This is a genomic window from Phytohabitans aurantiacus (genome assembly GCF_027923225.1).
Classification (GTDB): Bacteria; Actinomycetota; Actinomycetes; order Mycobacteriales; family Micromonosporaceae; genus Phytohabitans; species Phytohabitans aurantiacus.
In genome coordinates this window covers 1-19,607 of the sequence record NZ_BSDI01000061.1, presented here as the reverse complement: position 1 = coordinate 19,607, position 19,607 = coordinate 1, and the positions used below count along the sequence as shown (strand labels likewise).

At 71.4% G+C, this 19,607-nt stretch carries 18 protein-coding genes; 6 read left to right on the top strand and 12 right to left on the bottom strand.

Annotated features, from left to right (window positions below; genetic code table 11):
• Nucleotides 1–101: 101 nt before the first annotated feature.
• A complete protein-coding gene (locus QMG73_RS38380; protein ID WP_281903912.1) occupies nt 102–830 on the top strand; it encodes an ABC transporter ATP-binding protein in 729 nt (242 codons plus the stop codon).
• The gene (locus QMG73_RS38375; RefSeq protein WP_281903911.1) at nt 824–3,148 is read left to right on the top strand and encodes an ABC transporter permease; all 2,325 of its coding nucleotides are present in this window, start codon (nt 824–826) and stop codon (nt 3,146–3,148) included. The genes QMG73_RS38380 and QMG73_RS38375 overlap by 7 nt, the downstream gene beginning before the upstream one ends.
• Here QMG73_RS38375 and QMG73_RS38370 read toward each other — a convergent pair.
• The 7 genes from QMG73_RS38370 to QMG73_RS38340 all read right to left on the bottom strand — a co-directional run bounded on the left by QMG73_RS38370 (nt 3,114) and on the right by QMG73_RS38340 (nt 8,806).
• Nucleotides 3,114–3,728 carry a zinc-ribbon domain-containing protein gene (locus QMG73_RS38370; RefSeq protein WP_281903910.1) on the bottom strand — a complete coding sequence of 205 codons (615 nt, stop codon included), beginning with the start codon at nt 3,726–3,728 and terminating at the stop codon, nt 3,114–3,116. The two genes, QMG73_RS38375 and QMG73_RS38370, sit on opposite strands and share 35 nt — an antisense overlap.
• A 27-nt stretch (nt 3,729–3,755) precedes the next feature.
• Nucleotides 3,756–4,190, bottom strand: a complete 435-nt coding sequence (locus QMG73_RS38365) for a CBS domain-containing protein (protein WP_281903909.1) — start codon at nt 4,188–4,190, stop codon at nt 3,756–3,758.
• A gap of 110 nt (nt 4,191–4,300) precedes the next feature.
• Nucleotides 4,301–4,663 (bottom strand): MerR family transcriptional regulator, encoded by a 363-nt coding sequence (locus tag QMG73_RS38360; RefSeq protein WP_281903908.1) that lies wholly within the window; start codon nt 4,661–4,663, stop codon nt 4,301–4,303.
• A 58-nt stretch (nt 4,664–4,721) separates the two neighbouring features.
• A complete protein-coding gene (locus QMG73_RS38355) occupies nt 4,722–5,408 on the bottom strand; it encodes a response regulator (RefSeq protein WP_281903907.1) in 687 nt (228 codons plus the stop codon).
• A complete protein-coding gene (locus QMG73_RS38350) occupies nt 5,405–6,682 on the bottom strand; it encodes a sensor histidine kinase (RefSeq protein ID WP_281903906.1) in 1,278 nt (425 codons plus the stop codon). Before QMG73_RS38350 ends, QMG73_RS38355 begins: the two co-directional genes overlap by 4 nt.
• 50 nt (nt 6,683–6,732) lie before the next feature.
• Nucleotides 6,733–7,845 (bottom strand): acyltransferase family protein, encoded by a 1,113-nt coding sequence (locus QMG73_RS38345; protein WP_281903905.1) that lies wholly within the window; start codon nt 7,843–7,845, stop codon nt 6,733–6,735.
• The gene (locus QMG73_RS38340) at nt 7,838–8,806 is read right to left on the bottom strand and encodes an alpha/beta hydrolase (RefSeq protein WP_281903904.1); all 969 of its coding nucleotides are present in this window, start codon (nt 8,804–8,806) and stop codon (nt 7,838–7,840) included. The genes QMG73_RS38345 and QMG73_RS38340 overlap by 8 nt, the downstream gene beginning before the upstream one ends.
• A gap of 464 nt (nt 8,807–9,270) precedes the next feature.
• Here QMG73_RS38340 and QMG73_RS38335 point away from each other — a divergent pair, with 464 nt between their 5' ends.
• On the top strand, nt 9,271–10,119 hold the full coding sequence (locus tag QMG73_RS38335) for a class I SAM-dependent methyltransferase (RefSeq protein WP_281903903.1): 849 nt from the start codon (nt 9,271–9,273) through the stop codon (nt 10,117–10,119).
• Nucleotides 10,120–10,521: 402 nt separating this feature from the next.
• Here the strand turns inward: QMG73_RS38335 and QMG73_RS38330 are convergent, their stop codons facing one another.
• Nucleotides 10,522–10,830, bottom strand: a complete 309-nt coding sequence (locus tag QMG73_RS38330; protein ID WP_281903902.1) for a DUF3817 domain-containing protein — start codon at nt 10,828–10,830, stop codon at nt 10,522–10,524.
• Nucleotides 10,831–11,038: 208 nt separating this feature from the next.
• On the opposite strand from QMG73_RS38330, the gene QMG73_RS38325 reads away from it, so the two are divergent.
• Nucleotides 11,039–11,443 carry a hypothetical protein gene (locus tag QMG73_RS38325; RefSeq protein ID WP_281903901.1) on the top strand — a complete coding sequence of 135 codons (405 nt, stop codon included), beginning with the start codon at nt 11,039–11,041 and terminating at the stop codon, nt 11,441–11,443.
• Nucleotides 11,444–11,477: 34 nt separating this feature from the next.
• Here QMG73_RS38325 and QMG73_RS38320 read toward each other — a convergent pair whose 3' ends face one another.
• Nucleotides 11,478–13,802 carry a GMC oxidoreductase gene (locus tag QMG73_RS38320; protein WP_281903900.1) on the bottom strand — a complete coding sequence of 775 codons (2,325 nt, stop codon included), beginning with the start codon at nt 13,800–13,802 and terminating at the stop codon, nt 11,478–11,480.
• Between the two features lie 63 nt (nt 13,803–13,865).
• Between QMG73_RS38320 and QMG73_RS38315 the strand changes: the two genes are divergently transcribed.
• Nucleotides 13,866–14,840: an NAD-dependent epimerase/dehydratase family protein gene (locus tag QMG73_RS38315; protein ID WP_281903899.1), complete on the top strand. Its 975-nt coding sequence runs from the start codon at nt 13,866–13,868 to the stop codon at nt 14,838–14,840.
• Here the strand turns inward: QMG73_RS38315 and QMG73_RS38310 are convergent.
• Genes QMG73_RS38310 through QMG73_RS38300 form a run of 3 tightly spaced genes read right to left on the bottom strand, consistent with a single transcriptional unit; the run spans nt 14,824 to nt 17,786 of the window.
• On the bottom strand, nt 14,824–15,945 hold the full coding sequence (locus QMG73_RS38310) for an alpha/beta fold hydrolase (protein ID WP_281903898.1): 1,122 nt from the start codon (nt 15,943–15,945) through the stop codon (nt 14,824–14,826). The two genes, QMG73_RS38315 and QMG73_RS38310, sit on opposite strands and share 17 nt — an antisense overlap.
• Entirely contained in the window at nt 15,935–17,338 is a 1,404-nt protein-coding gene (locus QMG73_RS38305) for an FAD-binding oxidoreductase (protein WP_281903897.1), read from the bottom strand. The genes QMG73_RS38310 and QMG73_RS38305 overlap by 11 nt, the downstream gene beginning before the upstream one ends.
• 13 nt (nt 17,339–17,351) lie before the next feature.
• Nucleotides 17,352–17,786 carry an SRPBCC domain-containing protein gene (locus QMG73_RS38300; protein ID WP_281903896.1) on the bottom strand — a complete coding sequence of 145 codons (435 nt, stop codon included), beginning with the start codon at nt 17,784–17,786 and terminating at the stop codon, nt 17,352–17,354.
• 3 nt (nt 17,787–17,789) lie between these two features.
• Between QMG73_RS38300 and QMG73_RS38295 the strand changes: the two genes are divergently transcribed.
• The gene (locus QMG73_RS38295) at nt 17,790–19,463 is read left to right on the top strand and encodes a metallophosphoesterase family protein (protein WP_281903895.1); all 1,674 of its coding nucleotides are present in this window, start codon (nt 17,790–17,792) and stop codon (nt 19,461–19,463) included.
• Nucleotides 19,464–19,607: the final 144 nt, after the last annotated feature.

Here is a 19,607-nt window from a genome sequence, read left to right as displayed (position 1 = left end):
CCGGCCCACCGGCCGGGTGCCGCGTACCGCCCCGGGCCGACGGCGAAGTGCCCGCCTCGGCACGATGTCCGGCGGCTCCCCGACGGGCAGGGTTTCGGGGCATGACGACAGTGATGCTCCGCGAGGTACGGGCCGTGTACGGCACCGGGCCGACGCGGGTGACCGCGCTCGACGGCGTGACCGTCGGGTTCGACAGCGGCACCTTCACCGCGGTGATGGGCCCGTCCGGATCCGGCAAGTCGACGCTGCTGCACTGCGCGGCCGGGCTGGACCGGCCCGTCGAGGGCACCGTGACGATCGAGGGCACCCTGCTCAACGCCCTGGACGAGACCGCGCTGACGAGGCTGCGGCGGGACCGGATCGGCTTCGTGTTCCAGGCGTACAACCTGGTCTCCTCGCTGACGGCCGCGCAGAACGTGGCGTTGCCGGTGCGCCTGGCCGGCCGCCGTCCCGATCCCGACCAGGTGGCGGCGGCGCTCGCCGCCGTGGGCCTCGCCGGGCGGGCCGGCCACCGGCCCAGCCAGCTCTCCGGCGGCGAGCAGCAGCGGGTCGCGCTGGCGCGGGCGCTGTTGCGCCGGCCGGCCGTGGTGTTCGCGGACGAGCCGACCGGCGCCCTGGACAGCGCCACCTCGCGGCAGGTGCTCGACATCCTGCGCGGGCTGGTTGACCGGGACGGCCAGACCGTCGTGATGGTGACGCACGACCCGATGGCCGCCGGGTACGCCGACCGCGTGCTCATCCTCGCCGATGGTCGCCTCGTCGAGGACCTGACGGACGCGAGCGCCGAGGACATCGCAGCGCGTACCGCACGGCTGGAGGCGTCATGCTGACGTTGCGGGGGCGGTGGATGTCGCTGCTCGGCGCGTTCCTGGCGGCGGCCGTGGGCGTGGGGGTGGTGGCGCTCAGCACGCTGCTGTTCGCGTCGGGCAAGGCGCCGGTGCCGGACCGGCTGGCCGCCGCGGCGGTGATCGTGCGGAGCCCGGCGGCCAGCGTGACCGCGGATCCGTTCCCGGAGGCCCGGCCGTGGTCGTCGCCCGCGGCGACCGGGTTGGCGGCCAGGCTCGCCGCGATCCCGGGCGTGGCGGCCGCGATACCGGACCGGGTGTTCTACGCCCAGCCGGTGCTCGACGGCCGGCCCGACGAGTCAGTCACCCTCGGCCAGGGCTGGGCCGGTGCCCGGCTCGGCGGCGCGGGACTGGTCGCTGGCGCGCCCCCGCAGGGGGACCGGGACCTCGTGCTCGGGCGTACCTTCGGGCGGTCGCCCGGAGACCGGGTCACGCTGCTGACGGCGGCCGGCCCGGCTGAGTACACGGTCAGCGGCGTCGTCGACGGCGCCGGCGTCTTTCTCAGCGACGCGACCGCTGAGCGCGTCGCGCCCGGCGTCCGCGCGATCGGCTTGGTGCTGGCACCCGATGTGGACACCGCCGGCGTCGCCTCCGCCGCCGAGCGGGTGACCGGCGGCGACGGCCAGGTGCTGACCGGCGACGGCCGTTCGGCGCTGGAGCCGCGCGCCGACGCCCGCACCCGCTGGATCGGCATGCAGGTGCTCACCGCGCTGGCCGCGCTCTCCGGGTTCGTGACCGTGTTCGTGGTGGCGTCGACGTTCGCGTTCACGGTGGCGCAGCGCCGCCGCGAACTCGGGCTCCTACGCGCGATCGGCGCGACGCCGCGCCAGGTGCGCCGGATGCTGTACGGGGAGGCGCTCGCGGTCGGCGCGGCCGCGTCGGTGGCCGGGCTGGCGGTCGGCGCCGCGCTCGCGCCGGCGCTGGGCGCGGTACTGGTCGACGCCGGGTTCGAGCCGGCCAGCTACCGGGTACGGTTCGAGGCCTGGCCGGTCGCGGTGTCGCTGGCCGCCGGACCGGTGGTCGCGTTGCTGGGCGTCTGGTCCGCGTCGCGCCGGGCGGGCCGGGCGCGACCCCTCGAAGCGCTGCGCGAGGCCATCGTGGAGGATCGGCGGATGGGCCGGGCGCGCTGGGCGGCGGGCCTGTCGTGCGCCGCACTGGGACTGGCCCTCGCCGCCGGCACGGCGACCAGCGACGACGCCCAGAACGGCGCCACGTTCGCGCTCTACGGGGCGATGGCACTCGTACTCGCCGCGGCCGCGCTCGCGCCCGCGGTGGTGCCACCCGTGGTGCGGCTGCTGACCTGGCCACTCGGCCGCGTGCGGGGCGCCACCGGGATGCTCGCCAGGGAGGGGGCGCTCACGGCACCGCGCCGCACCGCCGGCACCGCCGCTCCCGTACTGCTCACCGTCGCGTTCGCCGTCATGGTCTCGGGCATGGTCGCCACATCCGCCAACGCGTACGCCGCGCGGCGTGCCGCCGCCGTCGAGACCGGTACGGTCGTGGTGCCCGACGGCACGCCGGGCCTGCCCGACACGGCGGGTCGCGGTCCACTCGAATCCACCGTGTACACGGGTGAGCGTCCACTGTCGGTGTCCGGTGTGGACCGCCCTGGCGCCGCGATCTCGCGTGGCCTGGCCGACCAGTACGGCTGGAGCGTGGGGCAGAGCGTGCCGATGGTGTTCGCCGACGGCGAGACCGTGCCCGTGCGGGTGGGCGAGATCGTCGACAGTGGACTCGGGCAGGTCGACATGCAGCTGCCGCGCGATCTGGTCCGCGCGCACGACCCGTCCGCGCTCGCGCCGATGGCGGACCTGCGGGCCGCCGAGCCCGCACCGGCCGGCCCGGGTATCCGGGTGGTCGACGTGGCGACCTACGCCGCCGAGGCCGACACCGAGGAGGATCGGCTCATCTGGATCTTCGCGCTGATGCTGGTCGGCGTGTCGGCCGGGTACGGTGCGCTGGCCGTCGCCAACACGCTGCTGATGTCGGCGGTCCACCGGGTACGCGACTTCGCGGTGCTCCGGCTGGCCGGGGCGACACGGTGGCAGGTGGCTCTGGCTGCGGCGGCCGAGTCCGCGCTGGTGGTCGCGATCGGTACCCTGCTCGGCGGGGCGGTCGCGGTGGCCGCGCTGGTGAGCATCCGGGCGGGACTCAGCGAGCAGGTACGAGCACCGGTCGACCTGGTGGTGCCATGGCCAGTGGTCGGCGGCGTGGTCGGCCTGTGCCTGCTCCTGGCGGTACTGGCCGCCGCCGTCCCGGCCCGGGGGATCAGCGGCGGGTGGACTGCTCGACGGTCGAGATGACGCCGTGGGCGTGTGCGGGGGTCAGGCCGAGGTTGCTGGCGATCCAGCTGAGGCATTCGAGCTCGTCCGGGGAGAGTGGCCCGTCGGCCAGGCCCACCCGGACGGCTTCGGCGAGGTAGCGCTCGCACGCGTCCAGGGTGAGGTTGTGGGCCAGGGTCCGCATCAGGTCGGCGGCCGCCGGGGCGGGCAGGTTGAGGTCGGTCTGGAGCTGCGTGACGTCGTAGTCGGGCGCACCCGACGCGCGTACCGCCTCGACGGCGGCGCTGATGCTGGGCTCGGAGCTGCCGCCGGCGCGCACCATGGCGGCGACGGCGGCCCGCATCCCGGCCGGGAGCGCGCGGGCCAGGTGGGCGCTGGTGGGCCGCTGCAGGACCGCCGGGTCGAAGCGCACCTTGCAGGTCTGGCACTGGACGACCTCACCGACCTTGTCGAGCGGGATCACCGGCAGGAAGAAGAGCGTGAAGAATCGGCGGGCGGTCCGGTGCTGGTACTCGCGGTCGCCGCCGCAGTTCGGGCAGGCGAACTGGCCGGAGCCGATGAGACCGAAGATGTAGAAGACCGAGAAGCCGAAGATAATCACGCGCGAACCGTATCAGCGGAGTGCCGGTCAGCGGCCACCGGAGATGTAGTTCGTCAATGCGGTGCGCTCGGTCTCCAGCTCGTCGATGCGGTTCTTGACCACGTCGCCGATGCTGACCAGCCCGCACAGCACGCCGTCGGCGACCACCGGCACGTGCCGGATGCGGCGGTCGGTCATGAGCCGCATCATCTCCTCGACGTGGCTGTCTGGCCCCACGACGTGCACCTCGACGGTGTGGATCGAGGTGACCGGCTCGGCGAGCACCTCGGCACCCCGCTCGGAGAGCGCGCGCACGACATCACGCTCGCTGACGATGCCGGAGACCGTGCGGCCGTCGCTCGACACCACCACCGCGCCGATCCGATGCTGGGCCAGCACCGCCACCAGCTCTCGTATCCGCGTGTCGGGAGGAACGGTGATCACGCGGTCGCCCTTGACCCGTAGCACGTCGCTGATGCGCATCTGGACCTCCCGGGGGTGCCTGATGCGGTACAGCGTAGCCACCCAACGGCGACCTGGCAGCCTGTAACACTCAGGGTGACCATGCGCCGCGTGCCGCCGCCTCGGCGGCGTCACCCTTGGGCGCGCTGCTCCGTGACGTCGATGTAGGCGTGGAGGGCCTCGCGGGAGCGGGTGAGCGCGTCGATGCGCTCGTCGAGCCCCTTCAGGCGGGCGCGCATGCCGTCCAGCAGTTCGGGACAGGGCTCAAGATCCGGTCTGGTGCCGGTCACGCAGGGCATCATGGCGGCGATCTCCTCGGTCGACAGGCCGGCGCCGAGCAGCTTCCTGATCTGTGTGACCGTGACCACGGCATCGTCGGCGTACTGGCGGTAGCCGCTGCTGCCGCGGTCGGGTTCGAGCAGGCCCTGTGCCTCGTAGTAGCGCAGTTGGTGCGGGTTGACCCCGGTGCGCCGGCTCAACTCTCCGATGAGCATGAGTGTTCCCCCTCGACCTTCATACCGGTCTCAACCTTTACGATCTTGCCAGCAACCGCTACGCGCCGGCCGGGCGGACCACACCGGTCTCGTACGCGAAGACGGCGGCCTGGGTGCGGTCGCGCAGGCCGAGCTTGGTCAGGATGCGGCTCACGTGGGTCTTGACGGTCTGCTCGGCCAGTACCAGATGCTCGGCGATCTCCCCGTTGGACAGGCCCTGCGCGATGAGGGCGAGCACCTCGGTCTCGCGCTCGGTCAGCTCGCCCACCCGTTCCCTCAGCGGGGCGCGCGGGGCGCTGCCCAGCCGGGAGAACTCCTCGATCAGCCGCTTGGTGACGTTCGGGGCGAGCAGCGCGTCGCCGGCCGCCACGACGCGAACAGCGTGGGCGAGCTCAGCGGCCGAGGCGTCCTTGAGCAGGAATCCGGACGCGCCGGCCCGCAGCGCCTCGTAGACGTACTCGTCCAGGTCGAACGTGGTCAGGATCAGTACCTTGACCGCGGCGCTGGCGGGCTCGGTGATCTGGCGGGTCGCCTCGATGCCGTCGACGACCGGCATGCGGATGTCCATCAGCACCACGTCGGGCGCCAGCTCGGCGACCTTGCCTATGGCGTCCTGGCCGTCGATCGCCTGCCCGACCACCTCGATGCCCGGCTCGGCGTTGAGCAGCACCGTGAAGCCCTGCCGCACCAGCATCTGGTCGTCGGCGATGAGCACCCGGATGTTCGCGTCAGCAGGTTCGGTCACGGCGTGGTCTCCGTCGTCGGCGCGGGCAGGTTGGCGGTCACCTCGAAGCCACCGTCCACTGTGGGGCCGGTCGCCAGCTTGCCGCCGAGCATGGCGACCCGCTCCCGCATGCCGAGCAGGCCGTGACCAGCCTCCGAAGTGGACGGTGGTGGCGAGTCCGGCGCGGTGTTGACGACCCGGATCACCACGGCGGCCGGGTGGTACCCGATCTCGACGCGCACGCGGGCACCGGGCGCGTGCCGGATCGCGTTGCTGAGCGCCTCCTGCACGATCCGGTACGCGGACAGCTCGACGCCCGGCGGCAGTGGGCGGGGCCGCCCGGTGGTGTGCGTGGTGACCGTGAGCCCGGCGTCACGCACGTTGCCGACCAGCTCGTCCAGCCGTTCCAGGGTGGGCTGCGGCGCGTGCCCGGCGTCCGGGGCCGCGCTGTCCACCCGGAGTACGCCCAGCACCCGCCGCAGCTCGGTGAGGGCCTCCAGCGCGTTGCCGCGGATGCTGGCGAGGTTCTGCCTCAGCTCCTCGGGCGGGTCGGCCACCAGATGCGGCGCGACCTGCGCCTGGATGGAGATGACCGACAGGTGGTGGGCGACCACGTCGTGCAGCTCGCGGGCGATGCGGGTGCGCTCCTCCAGCAGGGTGCGGCGGGCCCGCTCCTCGGCGGAGATCTGCGACTGCGCCGCCAGCTGGCCGCGCGCCACTCGCCGGGCGCGCCGGAACGAGCCCAGCAGCGCGGCCAGGCCCCAGATCGACGCGGCCTGGCCGAGGTCGGTGTAGAAGAACGCCACGGCCCAGGTGGCGTTGGGGTTGTTCGTGTGGATGTCGAAGCCGGCGCACGCCAGGCCGATCAGCACGCTGATGGCCAGCGCCGCGAGCACCGTGCGAGGGCGGGCGCGCAGCGCGAGCAGGAACATCACGCCGGCGAGGGTGGCGACCGTGCCATGGCTCCACGGGTACGGGTCACCAGCGATCGCGCTGCCGGGGATCATGGCCAGCGTGACCACCCACCAGGCGAGCACCGGACGGAACAGCGCCAGCACGACGGCGGCTGCCTGCACCCCGGTCAGCAGGACCGATATCTGCGTCTGACCGTCGTACGCCCAGGCCACCAGCAGCGCGTAGAGGATCACGAGCAGGTGCGGCAGCCGGGCCAGCCAGCGCGGCCACGCCATCGGCGGCATCGGGTCGGCCGCCACCGTCCAGAGGTCGTCGCGCACCGCCCGGGCGGCGGCCGCCAGACGCCGCCCGGCGCCGTTCCTGTCACCGCCCGTGCTCACCGGCTCCATGCTAGGGCCTGTTTCATGAGGCTCGGCCCCACAAAGATCCGTCAGACACGCCCTAGGGACTTCCTGCTTGGGCTGACTCGCTCATAGCCGTGGAACGCCGCACAGCACACCAGCAGGGCGACCGCGAACAGCGGCAGCCACCCGAAGCGGGCCACCACCCAGGCGGGTCCGTCCGGCACCGTGTGCAGCCCCGGCAGCCGGCGGCCGGTGAGCAGGCCCAGCGCGGTCACCGCGATCATCGCCGTCTGGTGCCACAGGAAGATCGTCATCGCGGAGAGGTTGACCAGCGCCACCGCCGCCCAGGCGGCCGGGCGCCGCGTGAGCCGCCGCAGCGGGCCCAGCAGCAGGCCGGCCGCGCCGCACTGGGCCAGGCCGAACGTGACCGCGGCGAGGCTCGGCGGGTCCAGGTTCGAGAAGCCGTCGCCCGGTACGCCGACCATCGACGCCGGGTAACCCGCCCAGCGGACGAGCGCGGCGGTCGCCAGGGCGCCGCCGACCAGGAGCACCCACAAGGTGGTGCGGTCGCGCAGCCGGCCGCGTGCCCAGGCGGCGCCGATCGTGTACGGGACCAGCCAGCCCGCCGCCACGTTGGCCCACCCGAGCCAGGCCGGGCCGTCGAGGCCGAGCCGTAGCACGTCGACGAGCGCCACGACGGCCAGCGGCCATGCGGGGTGCACTTTGGACACCAGTGGCGTCGCCGCCGTCAACACCGCGAACACCAGCAGGAACCACAGGGGCGAAAGCACCAGGCGCAGCGGCGTGCGCACCGTCTGAACGTCCACACCGGACGCCAGCAACACGGCGGCCACCAGCGCCCACACCACGAGTACCGCGGCCACCGGACGGAACAGCCGCCCCATCCGTGTCGCCAGCCACGGCCGGTACGGGACACCGCGGGTGTATCCGCGCGTCGCGACCCACCCGCCGACGAGGAAGAAGACGGCGAGCGTCTGGAACGCCCACGACACCGGGACGAACGCCGGCAGGTACCGCAGCGGGCTCGCACCGCGAACCGTGCCGCTGTCGACGACAAGAGCGGTGACCAGCCAGTGTCCTAACACGACACCGAGGACGGCGAACGCGCGCAGCGCGTCGACGGCCCGGTCGCGATCCGGCGGCGTCGCGGCCTCGATCCGGGCGGCCAGGTCACGCACGGTTGTCTCCCGAGGCGATGCGGGCGATGCTGTCGAGCGACACCGAGCCGGCCTTGAGATAGTCGCTGTGCGCGCTGTCGCCCGCCGCGAAGACGTGCGCGCCGAACCCCGGCGAGACCGGATCGGTGCCGAACCCGACCGTGACGAACGGTAGCCGCAGCCGCACGTGCGGCACCCGGCCGATCAGGTCGCCGGCGCCCCGGCCGGCCCACACGGCGGCCGTGGTGTGCAACGAGGCCACGTTGTCGACGCCGGTGCCCGGGCTTCCAAAGAGGACGATGTCGGAGGCGGCCAGGCCTTCGGCGGCGCTGGCACACACGACCGACCCGTACGAGTGGCACAGCACCGATACCCGGGCACCCGGCCGGACCGCGGACACCTCGTCGACGAACGCGCGCAGCGCCGGGGCGGCGGCCTCGGCCCGGCGCGCCGTCAGCACCGACAGGCCGAGCATGCTCGGCGTCGGGTAGCCGAGCCAGGCGACCACCGCCGACCGGTCACCCAGCCGCCGCGACAGCGCCTCCGCACCGGCCTGGAACCGCCCGTACTGCTCGAAGCTGGTGTCGGACCCGGGCACCAGTACCGCGATCCGCTCCGCACCGCACAGGTCGCCGAACACCTCGGCGCTGCGCCCGCCGTCGCGGCCGTCGAACGACAGCAGGTTTCGCGCCGGGTCGGCCAGCGCGCGCAGCGCCGCGGCCCGCCGCCGGTCACCGTGCCCGGCCGCCATCCGCTCGCCCGCGAGCACGCCGTCGCGGTTCGCGGCGAACCGGGCGGCCACGTCGGTGGCACAGGTCGCGGCCCGCAACGGCCCCAGCGACGGCGGCGGCGGAGCCGGTACCGCGGCCGGCCGCGCCGCACCCGCCATGGGTACCACGACAGCGGAGCCGACGAGCGCCGCCAGCACGGTGCGCCGCAGCCTGCCGATTCGGTAAGGGCCGATTCGGGTAGGGATAGCCATGCCGCTGAAGCTACGGAGCGGCCGTCGTAGCCCGCGTCCCTCCACAGAGCCCACTTGACCGCTAGTCCCGAGGTACTACGCCGCTCCCGCCCTGCCCCCGCCGTACCCCCCGCCCCGCCCTGCCCCCGCCGTACCCCCCGCCCGCGACGGCGTGTCGCCACGCCCGGCACGCCGATCAAGGGCGTTTGCACGTGGTTGGATCTCTTTTCCGCGTGCGTTCGCCCTTGATCGATGCGATCTCCCTTGATCGGCGAGCCAGGTTCTCGCCGGCGCCGCGGGCGCGGCTGCGGACGGGCGCCGCGCCGGGCGCTGCGGCTGGGTGCCGTGCCGGGCGGGCGCCGTGCCTGGCGCTGCGGTGGGCGCTGCGGCTGGGTGCCGTGCCGGGCGGGCGTCGTGCCGGGCGCTGCGGCCGGGCCGCGGCAAAAGCCGTTGCCGGCCGATGGCCGTGGCGGCAGACTCGCCGGGTGGATGATGCGACCGAATCGGGCATTTCGCCGGCAGCTGACGCTGTCCGTTCCGGCCGCCGGATGTCGTTCAACTCCGCCGCCAGCACGTACCACCGCGGCCGGCCACCGTACCCGGACGCGGTCTTCGACCTGCTCGCGAGCCGCTGCGGGCTGCGCCCCGGCGCCCGGGTCCTCGACATCGGCGCCGGCAACGGCCTCGCGACCGGGCCGCTCCTGGCCGCCGGCGCGCACGTGACCGCGGTCGAGCCCGGCGCGGACCTCGCCGCGATCGTCACCGGCACCCACGCGTGCGACCGGCTCGACGTCGTGGTCTCCGACTTCGAGTCCGCCGACCTGCCGGGCGGGTTCGACCTGGCGGTCGCGGCGACCTCGCTGCACTGGCTCGACCCGGCCACCGCCATCGACAAGATCGCCAGCCTGGTGCGGCCCGGCGGCTGGCTGGCCGCCTGGTGGAACGAGTTCGGCGACACCAACCGGCCGACAGCCTTCCGCGACAGCCTCGACGAGGTGTACCACGACCTGCTGCCCGCCGAGCCCGGCTATCGAGACAGCCGGTCGCACGTGCTCGACGCCGGCATGTGGCGCGGCCGGTTGACCGCTGGCGGCTGGTTCGGCGACGTGACCGTCGATGTCATCGAATGGCACCAGACCCTGACCGCGCGGACGGCGCGCGACCTGTGGTCGACGTTCCCGAACGTCCGCGAGCTGTCCGAGCCGGACCGCGAGGAGTTCCTGACCCGGCTCGGCGCGATCATCGACCACGAGCACGGCGGCGCCGTCGACGACCCCCGACTGACGGTCGTCTACACCGCCCCGCGCTCCGCGGCGAGCCGCACCGGGCGGTAGCCGTCGTCGAGGAGTGGCCGAAGCCACAGCCCAGACCAGGACCGAGATCTGAGCTACCGCGACGCCCGCCCCGCGCAAGACCGTTGCTCCCGCGGCCTCACTCTCCGCGATCCACAACCGACCCCGCGCCGGTTGGTCGTGGGAACGCGGCGGGTGAGGCCGCGGGAGCAACGGCATGTACCGCGACGGCCGTCGCGGTAGCTCACTCTGTTGGTCATGGAGCGTGGAGGATGAGGCCACGGATGTAGCTGGTCCGGGGCGCGGCGGACGTCGCGGCACGTGCGCAAGCCTTGTCGATCAAGGGCGTGTGTATGGATCAAGGGCGAATCCACGCGGAATTGAGATCGAACCACGTGCGTTTGCCCTTGATCGGCGGAAAGTGCGGGCGCCTGTGTGGTGTTTCTAGCTGTTGACCTGGCCGGCTGGCTGGGTGCGGCGGCTGACCCAGCGTTCGAAGAGGAGGGTGGTCAGCGGCGGGATCGAGGCCGCCATCGCCACCGCCGTGCGCCAGATCGACCACCGTTCCGCGCGCGCCACCCACACGGTCGCCAGCAGGTAGGCGACGAACAGCGCGCCGTGGAGCCGGCCGAACAGCCACACGCCCATCTCGGTGGTGTGCGTGACGTGCTTCAGGTACATGCCCGCCAGCAGCCCGGTCCACGAGACCGCCTCGGCGATCGCTGTCACCCGGAACACTCCGAACGCCTGCATCCGTCTCACTCCTGTCTTTTCGTACCGCGACGACGGTACGGAACAGAAGCTGAACGTTTGCTGACAGGCCGCGAGTCTATGAATTCGCGCTGCACTTTTGCGCACCCGTGCGGGCACCTGTGGCCCTTAGCATGTCCGTACCCCAATCTATCGATCAGGCCACGAGCCAGTGGAGGGAACGGTTATGAGACAACGGATTCGGCGTGCCATGACGCTTTTGGCGGCCTGCGTCCTCGCGGCGACCGCGGGCGCGATCGTCAGCGCGTCACCGGCGCAAGCCTTCGGCGGCGAGACGTTCGGCTGCCGCGTCGCTCCCGGTGTCATCCTGACGTGGGAAAACCCCTGCTACAACAACAGGCCGGCGTCGGTCTACAACGCCGGCTTCAGCGTCAACAACCTCTCGGGCGACGGGTACACCTTCTCCTGGAGCTACAGCGGCCCGGTCCTCTACGTGGTGGCCGGCTGCACGCCCACCGCCAGCAGTTGCGGCCTCGCGGTCGCCAACAGCGACGCCCTCATCTACGTGACGGTCACCTACAGCCAGGGCGGGCAGACCGCCACTCAATCGGCCATCGCCGCGATCCGGCAGTACTGCGGAAGCCAACTCTGTTAGCACCCGAAGCCGCGCCTGCCCGGCCGGTCGCCGATCAGCCGGGCAGCGCTTTGCCGTAGACGTCCCACAGGGTGCCGAGAAAGAAGCGGCCGAACCTTTCGAACGCCTTGCCGGAGTGCGGCTCGGTGCGGAAGGTGGTGAGCTGGCGCAGGAAGTCCGGGACGTGGATGGTGATGACGCCGCTGGCCACCACGGGCGCGGCGCTGTCGTCGCCGGGCCACAGGTGACCACTGTAGACGGTCATGTAGAGGGTGGAGGTGTCGCGCCAGACGTCGAAGCCGGGGTCGTCCCGCACGTCCTTGCGGCCGATGAGGGTCAGCGGGTTGCCGGCGCCGTCATTGAAGTGCAAGCGATACCACATGCGGCGCTGGGCGCCGTCGCCGTCGCGGGTGAACAGGTTGAACCATCCGCGGATCACCGGGAGCCGGCCGCCGAGCATGTCGCATTCGACGTATCCCGTCGCGCTGGCCTCGTGGGCGGGATCGTCGACGAACTGGTCGACGTCGTCGGCGGTGATCTTCAGGTGGAACATGAAGCGCTGGTCCTTGGAGCGGCCCAGTTCGGCTCCCCGTACCGGATCGACGGACTCCTTCGCGACGAAGCCTTTCATCTCCTCGGTGAAGCTCAGGCTGGTCGGCACGGCGACTCCCGTCCGGTTGGTGGCTACGGCGGTGGCGGTGAGCGGAGTGCTGATGATCCGGTCACAGGCGCGGTCGGCGACCGCGGCGATGGTCAGCGAGGGGTTCGCGCCGACCGGACCCGGCAGCAGGGCGCCGTCGAGCACGTACAGGCCCGGGAAGCCGAAGACTTCACCGTACGCGTCACAGGTGCCCTCTTTCGGGTGACGGCCCATGGGTGCGCCGCCGAGCGGGTGGACGGTGATGCCGCGCTTGGCCCACGCGGTCGGCAGGTCGGCGAAGCGGGCGCCGAGGTCGGCGGCGAGGGCGCGCATGGTGCCGCGCAGCCCGTCGAAGTACTCCCGGGACGTCTCTGCCGTCAGTTGGACGTCCAGGAAGTCGCCGCGCAGCCGCAGGACGCCGTCGGGGACGTCCCGGCCCATGCCCAGCACGGGAAGCGACCCGTCGCCGAGCCTGCCGGGGCCGATGAGGCCGGCGACGAGGCCGGAAATGTTCGACGCGGGGGTGCGGCTGAACTGGGCGCGCAGGCGGGCCAGGGCGAACAGCGCGGCGCGCCGCACCGTGCCGGGCATCTGGGACGCCTCGACAAGCCATTCGGCGAAGACCGGGTATCCGCCGTCTTCGACGTAGTACCCGCGGCCGGTCGCGCCGTTGCCGTCGAGGGCGTCCGGCACCCGGATCGCGCTCGTGATCACCGGACCGCGGCTGCCCTCGATCCGGCGCAGTCCATTGTGGGCGGTGGGGTCCTTGGCGTCGAGCAGGAACGCCAGTACGTCACCGTTTCCGCTGAAGCGGCTGCCGAGCGTGGTGCTCAGTCCGGGCAGCGCGGCCCGGTTGCGCAGCAGCAGGTACGTCGTGCCGAACGAGCCGGCGCCGAGGATCAGGCGGTCGCAGGTGATCCGGTGCGGTGGCAGGTCGCCGGTGGCGGTCTTGTGCCCTTCGGCCGCCGGGTCGTGCACCACATACGACACCTCGTACCCGCCGCCGGGAAGCGGTGCGAACGCGCGTACCTCACAGCGGGTGCGCAGGTCGGCGCCGTGGTGCTTGGCGGCTGACAGGTACGTGTGGTCGAGGCTGTTCTTGGCGCCGTCGTTGCAGCCGATGTCGCATTCCCCGCACAGCCGGCAGGTGCGGCGCGGCTGGCCGTACATGTTGCCGTACGGCTGGTCGGCGATCGGCGCGCCCGCCACGGGCGGGTCGCCGGGGCGGGACGCGAACGTCACGGCGAGCGGCGGGCGCTGCCAGGACAGTCCGAGCCGCTCGGCGCTGCCTCGCATCGCCTCGGTCTTGCGGGTCGTCTTGTACGGGTACGGCGTCGCGCCCATCATCCGCTCGACGGCGTCGTAGTGCGGTTCGAGGTCGGCGCGGCTGACCGGCCAGTGCTCGTATCCGCCCCCCGGCAGCGGCGACTCGTCGACGAACCAGCGCTCGTCCTTGCGCAGCAACACATTGGCGTAGATCAGTGAGCCGCCGCCGAGGCCGCTCGACACCACGCCGTCGAGCCTGCGGAAGGACCAGATGTCGAAAAGACCATGGAGTCCCTCACTCGGATCCCACAGGTTGCGGCCCATCTCGGCGGGTGTGCGGGCGAAGCTGCCCGGCGGGTACTCCTTGCCGCGCTCCAGCAGCACCACCGAGCGGCCTGCCTCGGCCAGCCGGTACGCCGCGACAGAGCCGCCAAAGCCGGAACCCACCACGACGGCGTGGACGTGCTCTCTCATCAGAGACCCCCCTCTCATTCTTAGATAGAGGCGGCTGGCCGCCGGCGAATACACTCAGCAACCATGGCTGTCGCTTTCGTGACTGGTGGTTCAGGGTTTGTCGGCGGTGCGCTGATCCGTCGCCTGGTCGCCGAAGGGTGGCGCGTACGGGCGCTGGCTCGCAGCGAGGGGTCGGCGCGGGCGGTCGCCGGGGCCGGTGCCGAGCCGGTGGAGGGTGACCTCGACCACGTCGACGCGCTGGCCGGTGGCGCCTCCGGAGCCGATGTCGTGTTTCACTGCGCCGCTTTCGTCAAGCAGTGGGGGCGGCGCGAGGAGTACCTGCGTGGCAACGTGACCGGCACCCGCAACGTCGTCGAGGCGTGCCGGCGGGTGGGCGTGCCGCGCATGGTGCATGTGGGCACCGAGGCGGCCATGCTCGCCGGCGAGCCACTGGTCGGCATCGACGAAGACACGCCGCTGCGGCCGGACTCGAAGTCGCTGTACTGCTCCACCAAAGCGATGGCCGAGGTGGTGGTCCGCGAGGCCAACCGCGACGGCCTGCGCACCGTCGTGGTGCGGCCGCGGCTGGTGTGGGGGCCGGGAGACAGCACGATCCTGCCCGCGCTGGTGACGGCTGTCCGCAAGGGACGGTTCCGGTGGATCGGCGGCGGGCGGCACCTGACGTCGACGACGTACATCGACAACGCTGTGCACGGGCTGGTGCTGGCGGCCACCGCGAGCGACCCGGGGCCGTCGTACTTCGTGACCGACGGCCCGCCGGTGGTCTTCCGTGACTTCATCGCGCGGTGGGTCGGCACCCAGGGCGTGACGATCCCGGACCGTGACATGTCGCCGGCCGCCGCCCGGTTCGCCGCCGTGGCCGCGGAGGGCGTGTGGCGGGTACTGCGGCTTCCGGGCGAGCCGCCGATCACGCGTACCGCCGTGTGGCTGTCGGCGCTGGAGTGCACCGTCGACATCAGCCGGGCCACCCGCGAGCTCCGCTACCGGCCGCCGGTGACCCGGGAGCAGGGCATGGCGGCGCTCAGCCCGCCGCGGTGACCTGAGCCTGCCGGCTGCGGTGCTTCTCCAGGAACCGGAGGAAGTGCGGAAACACGTCCTGTGCGACGGTCGCGCCCATGAACGGGTCCTGGTGCCCGTACCCCGGCAGGATTTGAAGCTCGTGCCGCCCCGGAACTATCTTTTCCAGCTCGCGGTGGCACACGATGTTGGAGTCGGTGAAGACCCTGTTCTGGTCGCCGGTGACGAACATGACGGGTGTGTCGATGTCGGCGGCGTACTGGAAGTAGTCGTCGGGCAGCCGGTCGTATGTCGGGTTGCCCCGCTCCATCTTCACCGCCCGGCCCGCCTTGACCATCTTGCGGACGTGCCGGTAATAGTGCACGCTCGTCGCCCCGTACAGGTCGCCGCCCCGCCGATGCGTGATCTCGGCGAGCTTGTCGTGGCTGTAGAGCGCCGGCCAACCGGTGCCCCACATGAGGCTGAGCATGTGGCACGCCGGCACGTCGCACTCGCGGTGGAAGGCTGACACCATCTTGGCGAACAGCTTGCCGCGCGACAGCCCTGGATCCTCGCTCCACAGTGGATTGAGATACGTCAGGCCGAGCACCGTCTCGACGCTGAACGGGGCGAGCTGGAGCTTGACCTTCGACCAGCCGGGCACCCGTGGGGTGAGGGCGGCGCTGTTGGCAATGACGCTGCTGATGCCGGTGACCGCCTTGCCGAACAGGCTCATCGTGAACGAAACAGCCCCCAGGCAGTGGCTGATGACGTGGATGGGCTTGTCGCCGATCTGCTGCCGCATCACGTCGATCGCCGCCGGATAGTCGAACAGCGCGATGTCGTCCATGTTGTACCGGGTCTTGAACAGGTTGTACGAGTGCCGGTTGCTCATCCGGTAGTCCAGGCACCAGACGTCGCTGAACCCGTTGTCGAGCAGGTACGTCACCAGATTCCGGTGCTCCGGCATGATGAACATGTCGGTCGACGTGGTGAGCCCATGGATGATCAGCACCGCCTCGCCGGCGGTGCCCCGGTTGAAGCGAAACATGCTCAGCCCGAGCTTGTCCTCGGTGTTGAAGTAGTACGGCGTGACGGTCGCATCCGGTACACCAGCGAGGGTGTAGAGCGGTATTTCACGTGACATGGATATCTCCGTAGTACCGGTTGGGGTCCACTTTGGCCTCTCGGGCCGGATCCCGGGATGTCCTGGTGTGCATGTATCGGAAGCCCTGGTGGGCGATGCAGATGTCGTCGAGGCGGGTGGCCAGCTCTTCGAGCACCTCGGGTGACATGCCCTTGCGGCTCATCCCGCAGAAGAACATCAGCTCGCAGAACTGGTCGTCCGGCCGTCCCTGGGCGAGGTACGGCGACTTGATGCTCTTGACGTACACCGAGATGAACGTGAAGCAGCCGTGCTTCTCGCGAAACTCGCGCATCAGCCCGCTGGACTCGCGGAACAGCTCCTCGTAGCGGCCGAGGGGCGCGAGGACGATGAACATCCGGGTCGGATCGCCCACAGTGGAGTCGAGAATCTTGTCGGTGAAGAACTCGACGTTCTTGATGGTCGCGTAGCGGGGGCTGACCAGTACGCCGCTCATCCCCACGTACTTCATCACCCGGTCGAGGCCGCGCGGGAGCCGGCCGGCCACCGCGCCGAGGCCGTGCAGCGCCGTGTACGCGATCCGGTCGCGCAGCCTCGCCCACGCCGACCGCCCTGTCGAGTGGTACGCCGAGAACTGGCCGACCGTGAACCGTCCGAAGTCGACCCACACCCCGCGCTCCATCAACGCCTCGCCCGGGTTGCGGATCGCGCGCGCCGAGCCGGCGACGAACTTGCCGGCGTTGAGGTAGTGCCGCTGGCTGTTCTTCAGCACGGTGCGGTACTTGTCGACGCGGATGACGCGCACGGTCAGCGTGGCGATCACCCCGTGCCGGCCCAGGCCCGCCAGCACCTGGTGGAACCGCTCCGGGTGCTCCGTGCGGCTGCACGAGATCAGGTCGCCGTCCCAGTCGACGTACTCGAGACTCTGGACAGTATCGACGAAGAGCCCGAACCGGTGTGAGGCCGGGCTGATCCCCCCGACGGAGGCGAAGCCTCCGACGGTGATGTGGTTGTGGTCACCGATGATCGGCAGGCCGAGCCCGCTGACGGCGAGCAGCTCGTCGACCTCGGCGGAGACGGCGCCCGACTGCACGGTGGCGGTCATGGCCTCTTCGTCGACCTCGACCACCCGGTTGAGCTTCTCGGTGAGCAGCAGGCTGCCGCCGTCGGTGAGCACGAGGTCGTTGCTGGAGTGGCCCTTGCTGCGGATGGCGAGGCGTTCGCCGAGCGCCTTGGTCTCCTTGACGGCTCGGACGATGTCGTCGGTGGTCCGCGGCAGGTAGACCTTGAACGGGATCTTGGGCCTGACCGACGGATCAGCGACACGCGACCAGTCGTACCCGAGACTGTCGATGCTGTCGTGCGTAAAGGTCTCGTGGCTGTTGATCCGCCTCTTCCAGCCGGGCAGCCCGACGGCCGCCGTGCGGCGCGGCATACCGATCCCCCCTCTAACCGGCCTGCTCGACCCGCTCCTTGAGCGCCACGCCGAGCCGCCGGTAGCCGTCCAGAATCTGTCTTCTCAAGAGAGGCATCAGCAGCGGCGCTAATACACCACTGCCGGTTTCCGACTGAATGAACCGGCAGCCGGACGGGCCGACCGGCTCCAGCACGAACCGCCGCTCGACGTCGAACAGGTGGGGTAGGAACTGGCGGGCCAGCCAGTACAGCCGCCGGGGCGCGATCATGACGGTCACCGTGGGACGCAGATTCACCATCCGCCGCCCCAGGCGCAGGGTGATCGCGACCCGCTCACCGGGTGCCGGCGTGCCCTCGAACTTCCGGATGAACGGGTTCCACAAGGGGTACGAGGCGAAGTCGGTGAAGATCGCCCACACTTTCTCGGGCGTGGCCCGGATTTCGATCTCTGTCCGGAGCTCCTTCATGGTGTGAACACGCTAGAGACACCACCGGCGACACCCAACCCAGATGCCGGAAAGACGACTGTCACCCGGCTGGGCGCGGTACGCTGGCTTTCGCCCACCGAGTTGGTCCGCACCGGCCTCAAGGCCGTCCTCGCCGCCGTCTTCGGCCAGTACGCGGACCGGCGGGAAATGCAACAAGGGCCGATGTTCGAGCAGTCCGCCTTCCCGCACACCGGCGAGGGTGAATTCTGGTTCGACTACGTCAGCGACATCGGGGACGGCTTCGACGCGACGTACTCGGTGGCCAGCCTGCTCGCCAGCGACCTCGACCCGCCGGACGCCGGCGGCGTCCTGCCGCGCGGCAGCGTCCTGGTCATGGGCGGCGACCAGGTCTATCCGTTCGGCGACGTGGAGTCCTACGAGCAGCGCACGACCAACGTGTACGCGGCCGCGCTCCCGGAGCCGTCCGGCGGCACGACGGCCGACAGCCCGGTCCTGTACGCGATACCGGGCAACCACGACTGGTACGACGGGCTGACGGCGTTCCTGCGGGTGTTCGGCCAGCAGGCGAACATCGGCGGCTGGTGCACCCGCCAGAAGCGCTCCTACTTCGCGCTGGACCTGCCGCACGGCTGGTGGCTGTTCGCGATCGACATCCAGCTCGACACGTACATCGACAAGCCGCAGCTCGAATACTTCAAGAAGGTCGCGGAGAGGATCGCCGACGGCGACTCGGTGGTCGTCTGCACGGCGGTGCCCAGTTGGTACGACGAGACCGACTCCTCTATGGACCGACTGGCGTACTTTCTGCGGTACAGCCTGGGGGAGCGGGCGCGGCAGGTGCGGGTCGTGCTGACCGGCGACGTGCACCACTACGCGCGCTACCAGAGCGACCAGCCCGACACGCCGCTCCTTGTCACCGCGGGCACCGGCGGGGCGTACAGCTCACCGACCCACCTGCTCCCGGATAAGCTCGCGGTCTCCGGCAAACTGGCACCGACCGGCGCCCACCCGACCGACAGGCTGGCGTACGAACGCCGGGGCGGCACGTGGCCACCGCAGGCGGTTTCGAGCCGCGTGTCCTGGACTGTGCTGTGGCGGCTCGCCACCCGCAACTGGACGCTGCTGCTGGTCTTCGCCGGCCTCTACGGGCTGATCAGCGCCGCCACCCTGTTCAGCGGGTGGCTGTGGGTCGTCGCGCTGCTCGCGGCGGCGGCCGGGGGAGCGGTCGCGTTCACGCACCCCAAGACCGGGGGACGATGGCGCAGGTGGCGCTACGGGCTTGGATTGGCGGCGCTCCAACTCGTACCCGCGGTAGCGACGGTCGTGTACTTCGCCCGGACCGTCGACGAGTGGGGGTGGCTGGCGCAGGCCGGCGCGGTGGTGGCGGCGGCTATCGTGGGCGGCGTCGTAGTCGCCGAGCTGCTGGCGGCCTGGCTCCTGGCGGTGTCGCGGCGGGAGGTAAACACCAACGAGCTGTTCGCCGCACTGTCCCTTGAGGACTACAAGGGCTTCCTGCGCTGCCGGATCACGCCGGACGGCGCCCTGACGATCTTCCCGATCGGACTGCGAAAGTCGGTGCGTGACTGGCAGCTCGCGACCACCGACAAGGGCCCCCGCCTCATCCCAAGGGCGCCCGAACAACTCGACGTCCACCTCATAGAGCCCCCAGTGCGGATCACCCGCCAAAACCCGTGAGCCACCGCGCGGCTCGCGCTGCCCGCGCTGCCCGCCCCGCCCCCTTCCGTCGATCAAGGGCGAATGCACGCGGAAAAGAGAGGCGGTCTCCACCGGTCAGTGCAACAGAGGGCTGATCTTGGGAGGCTGCTGGTATGGCACGTG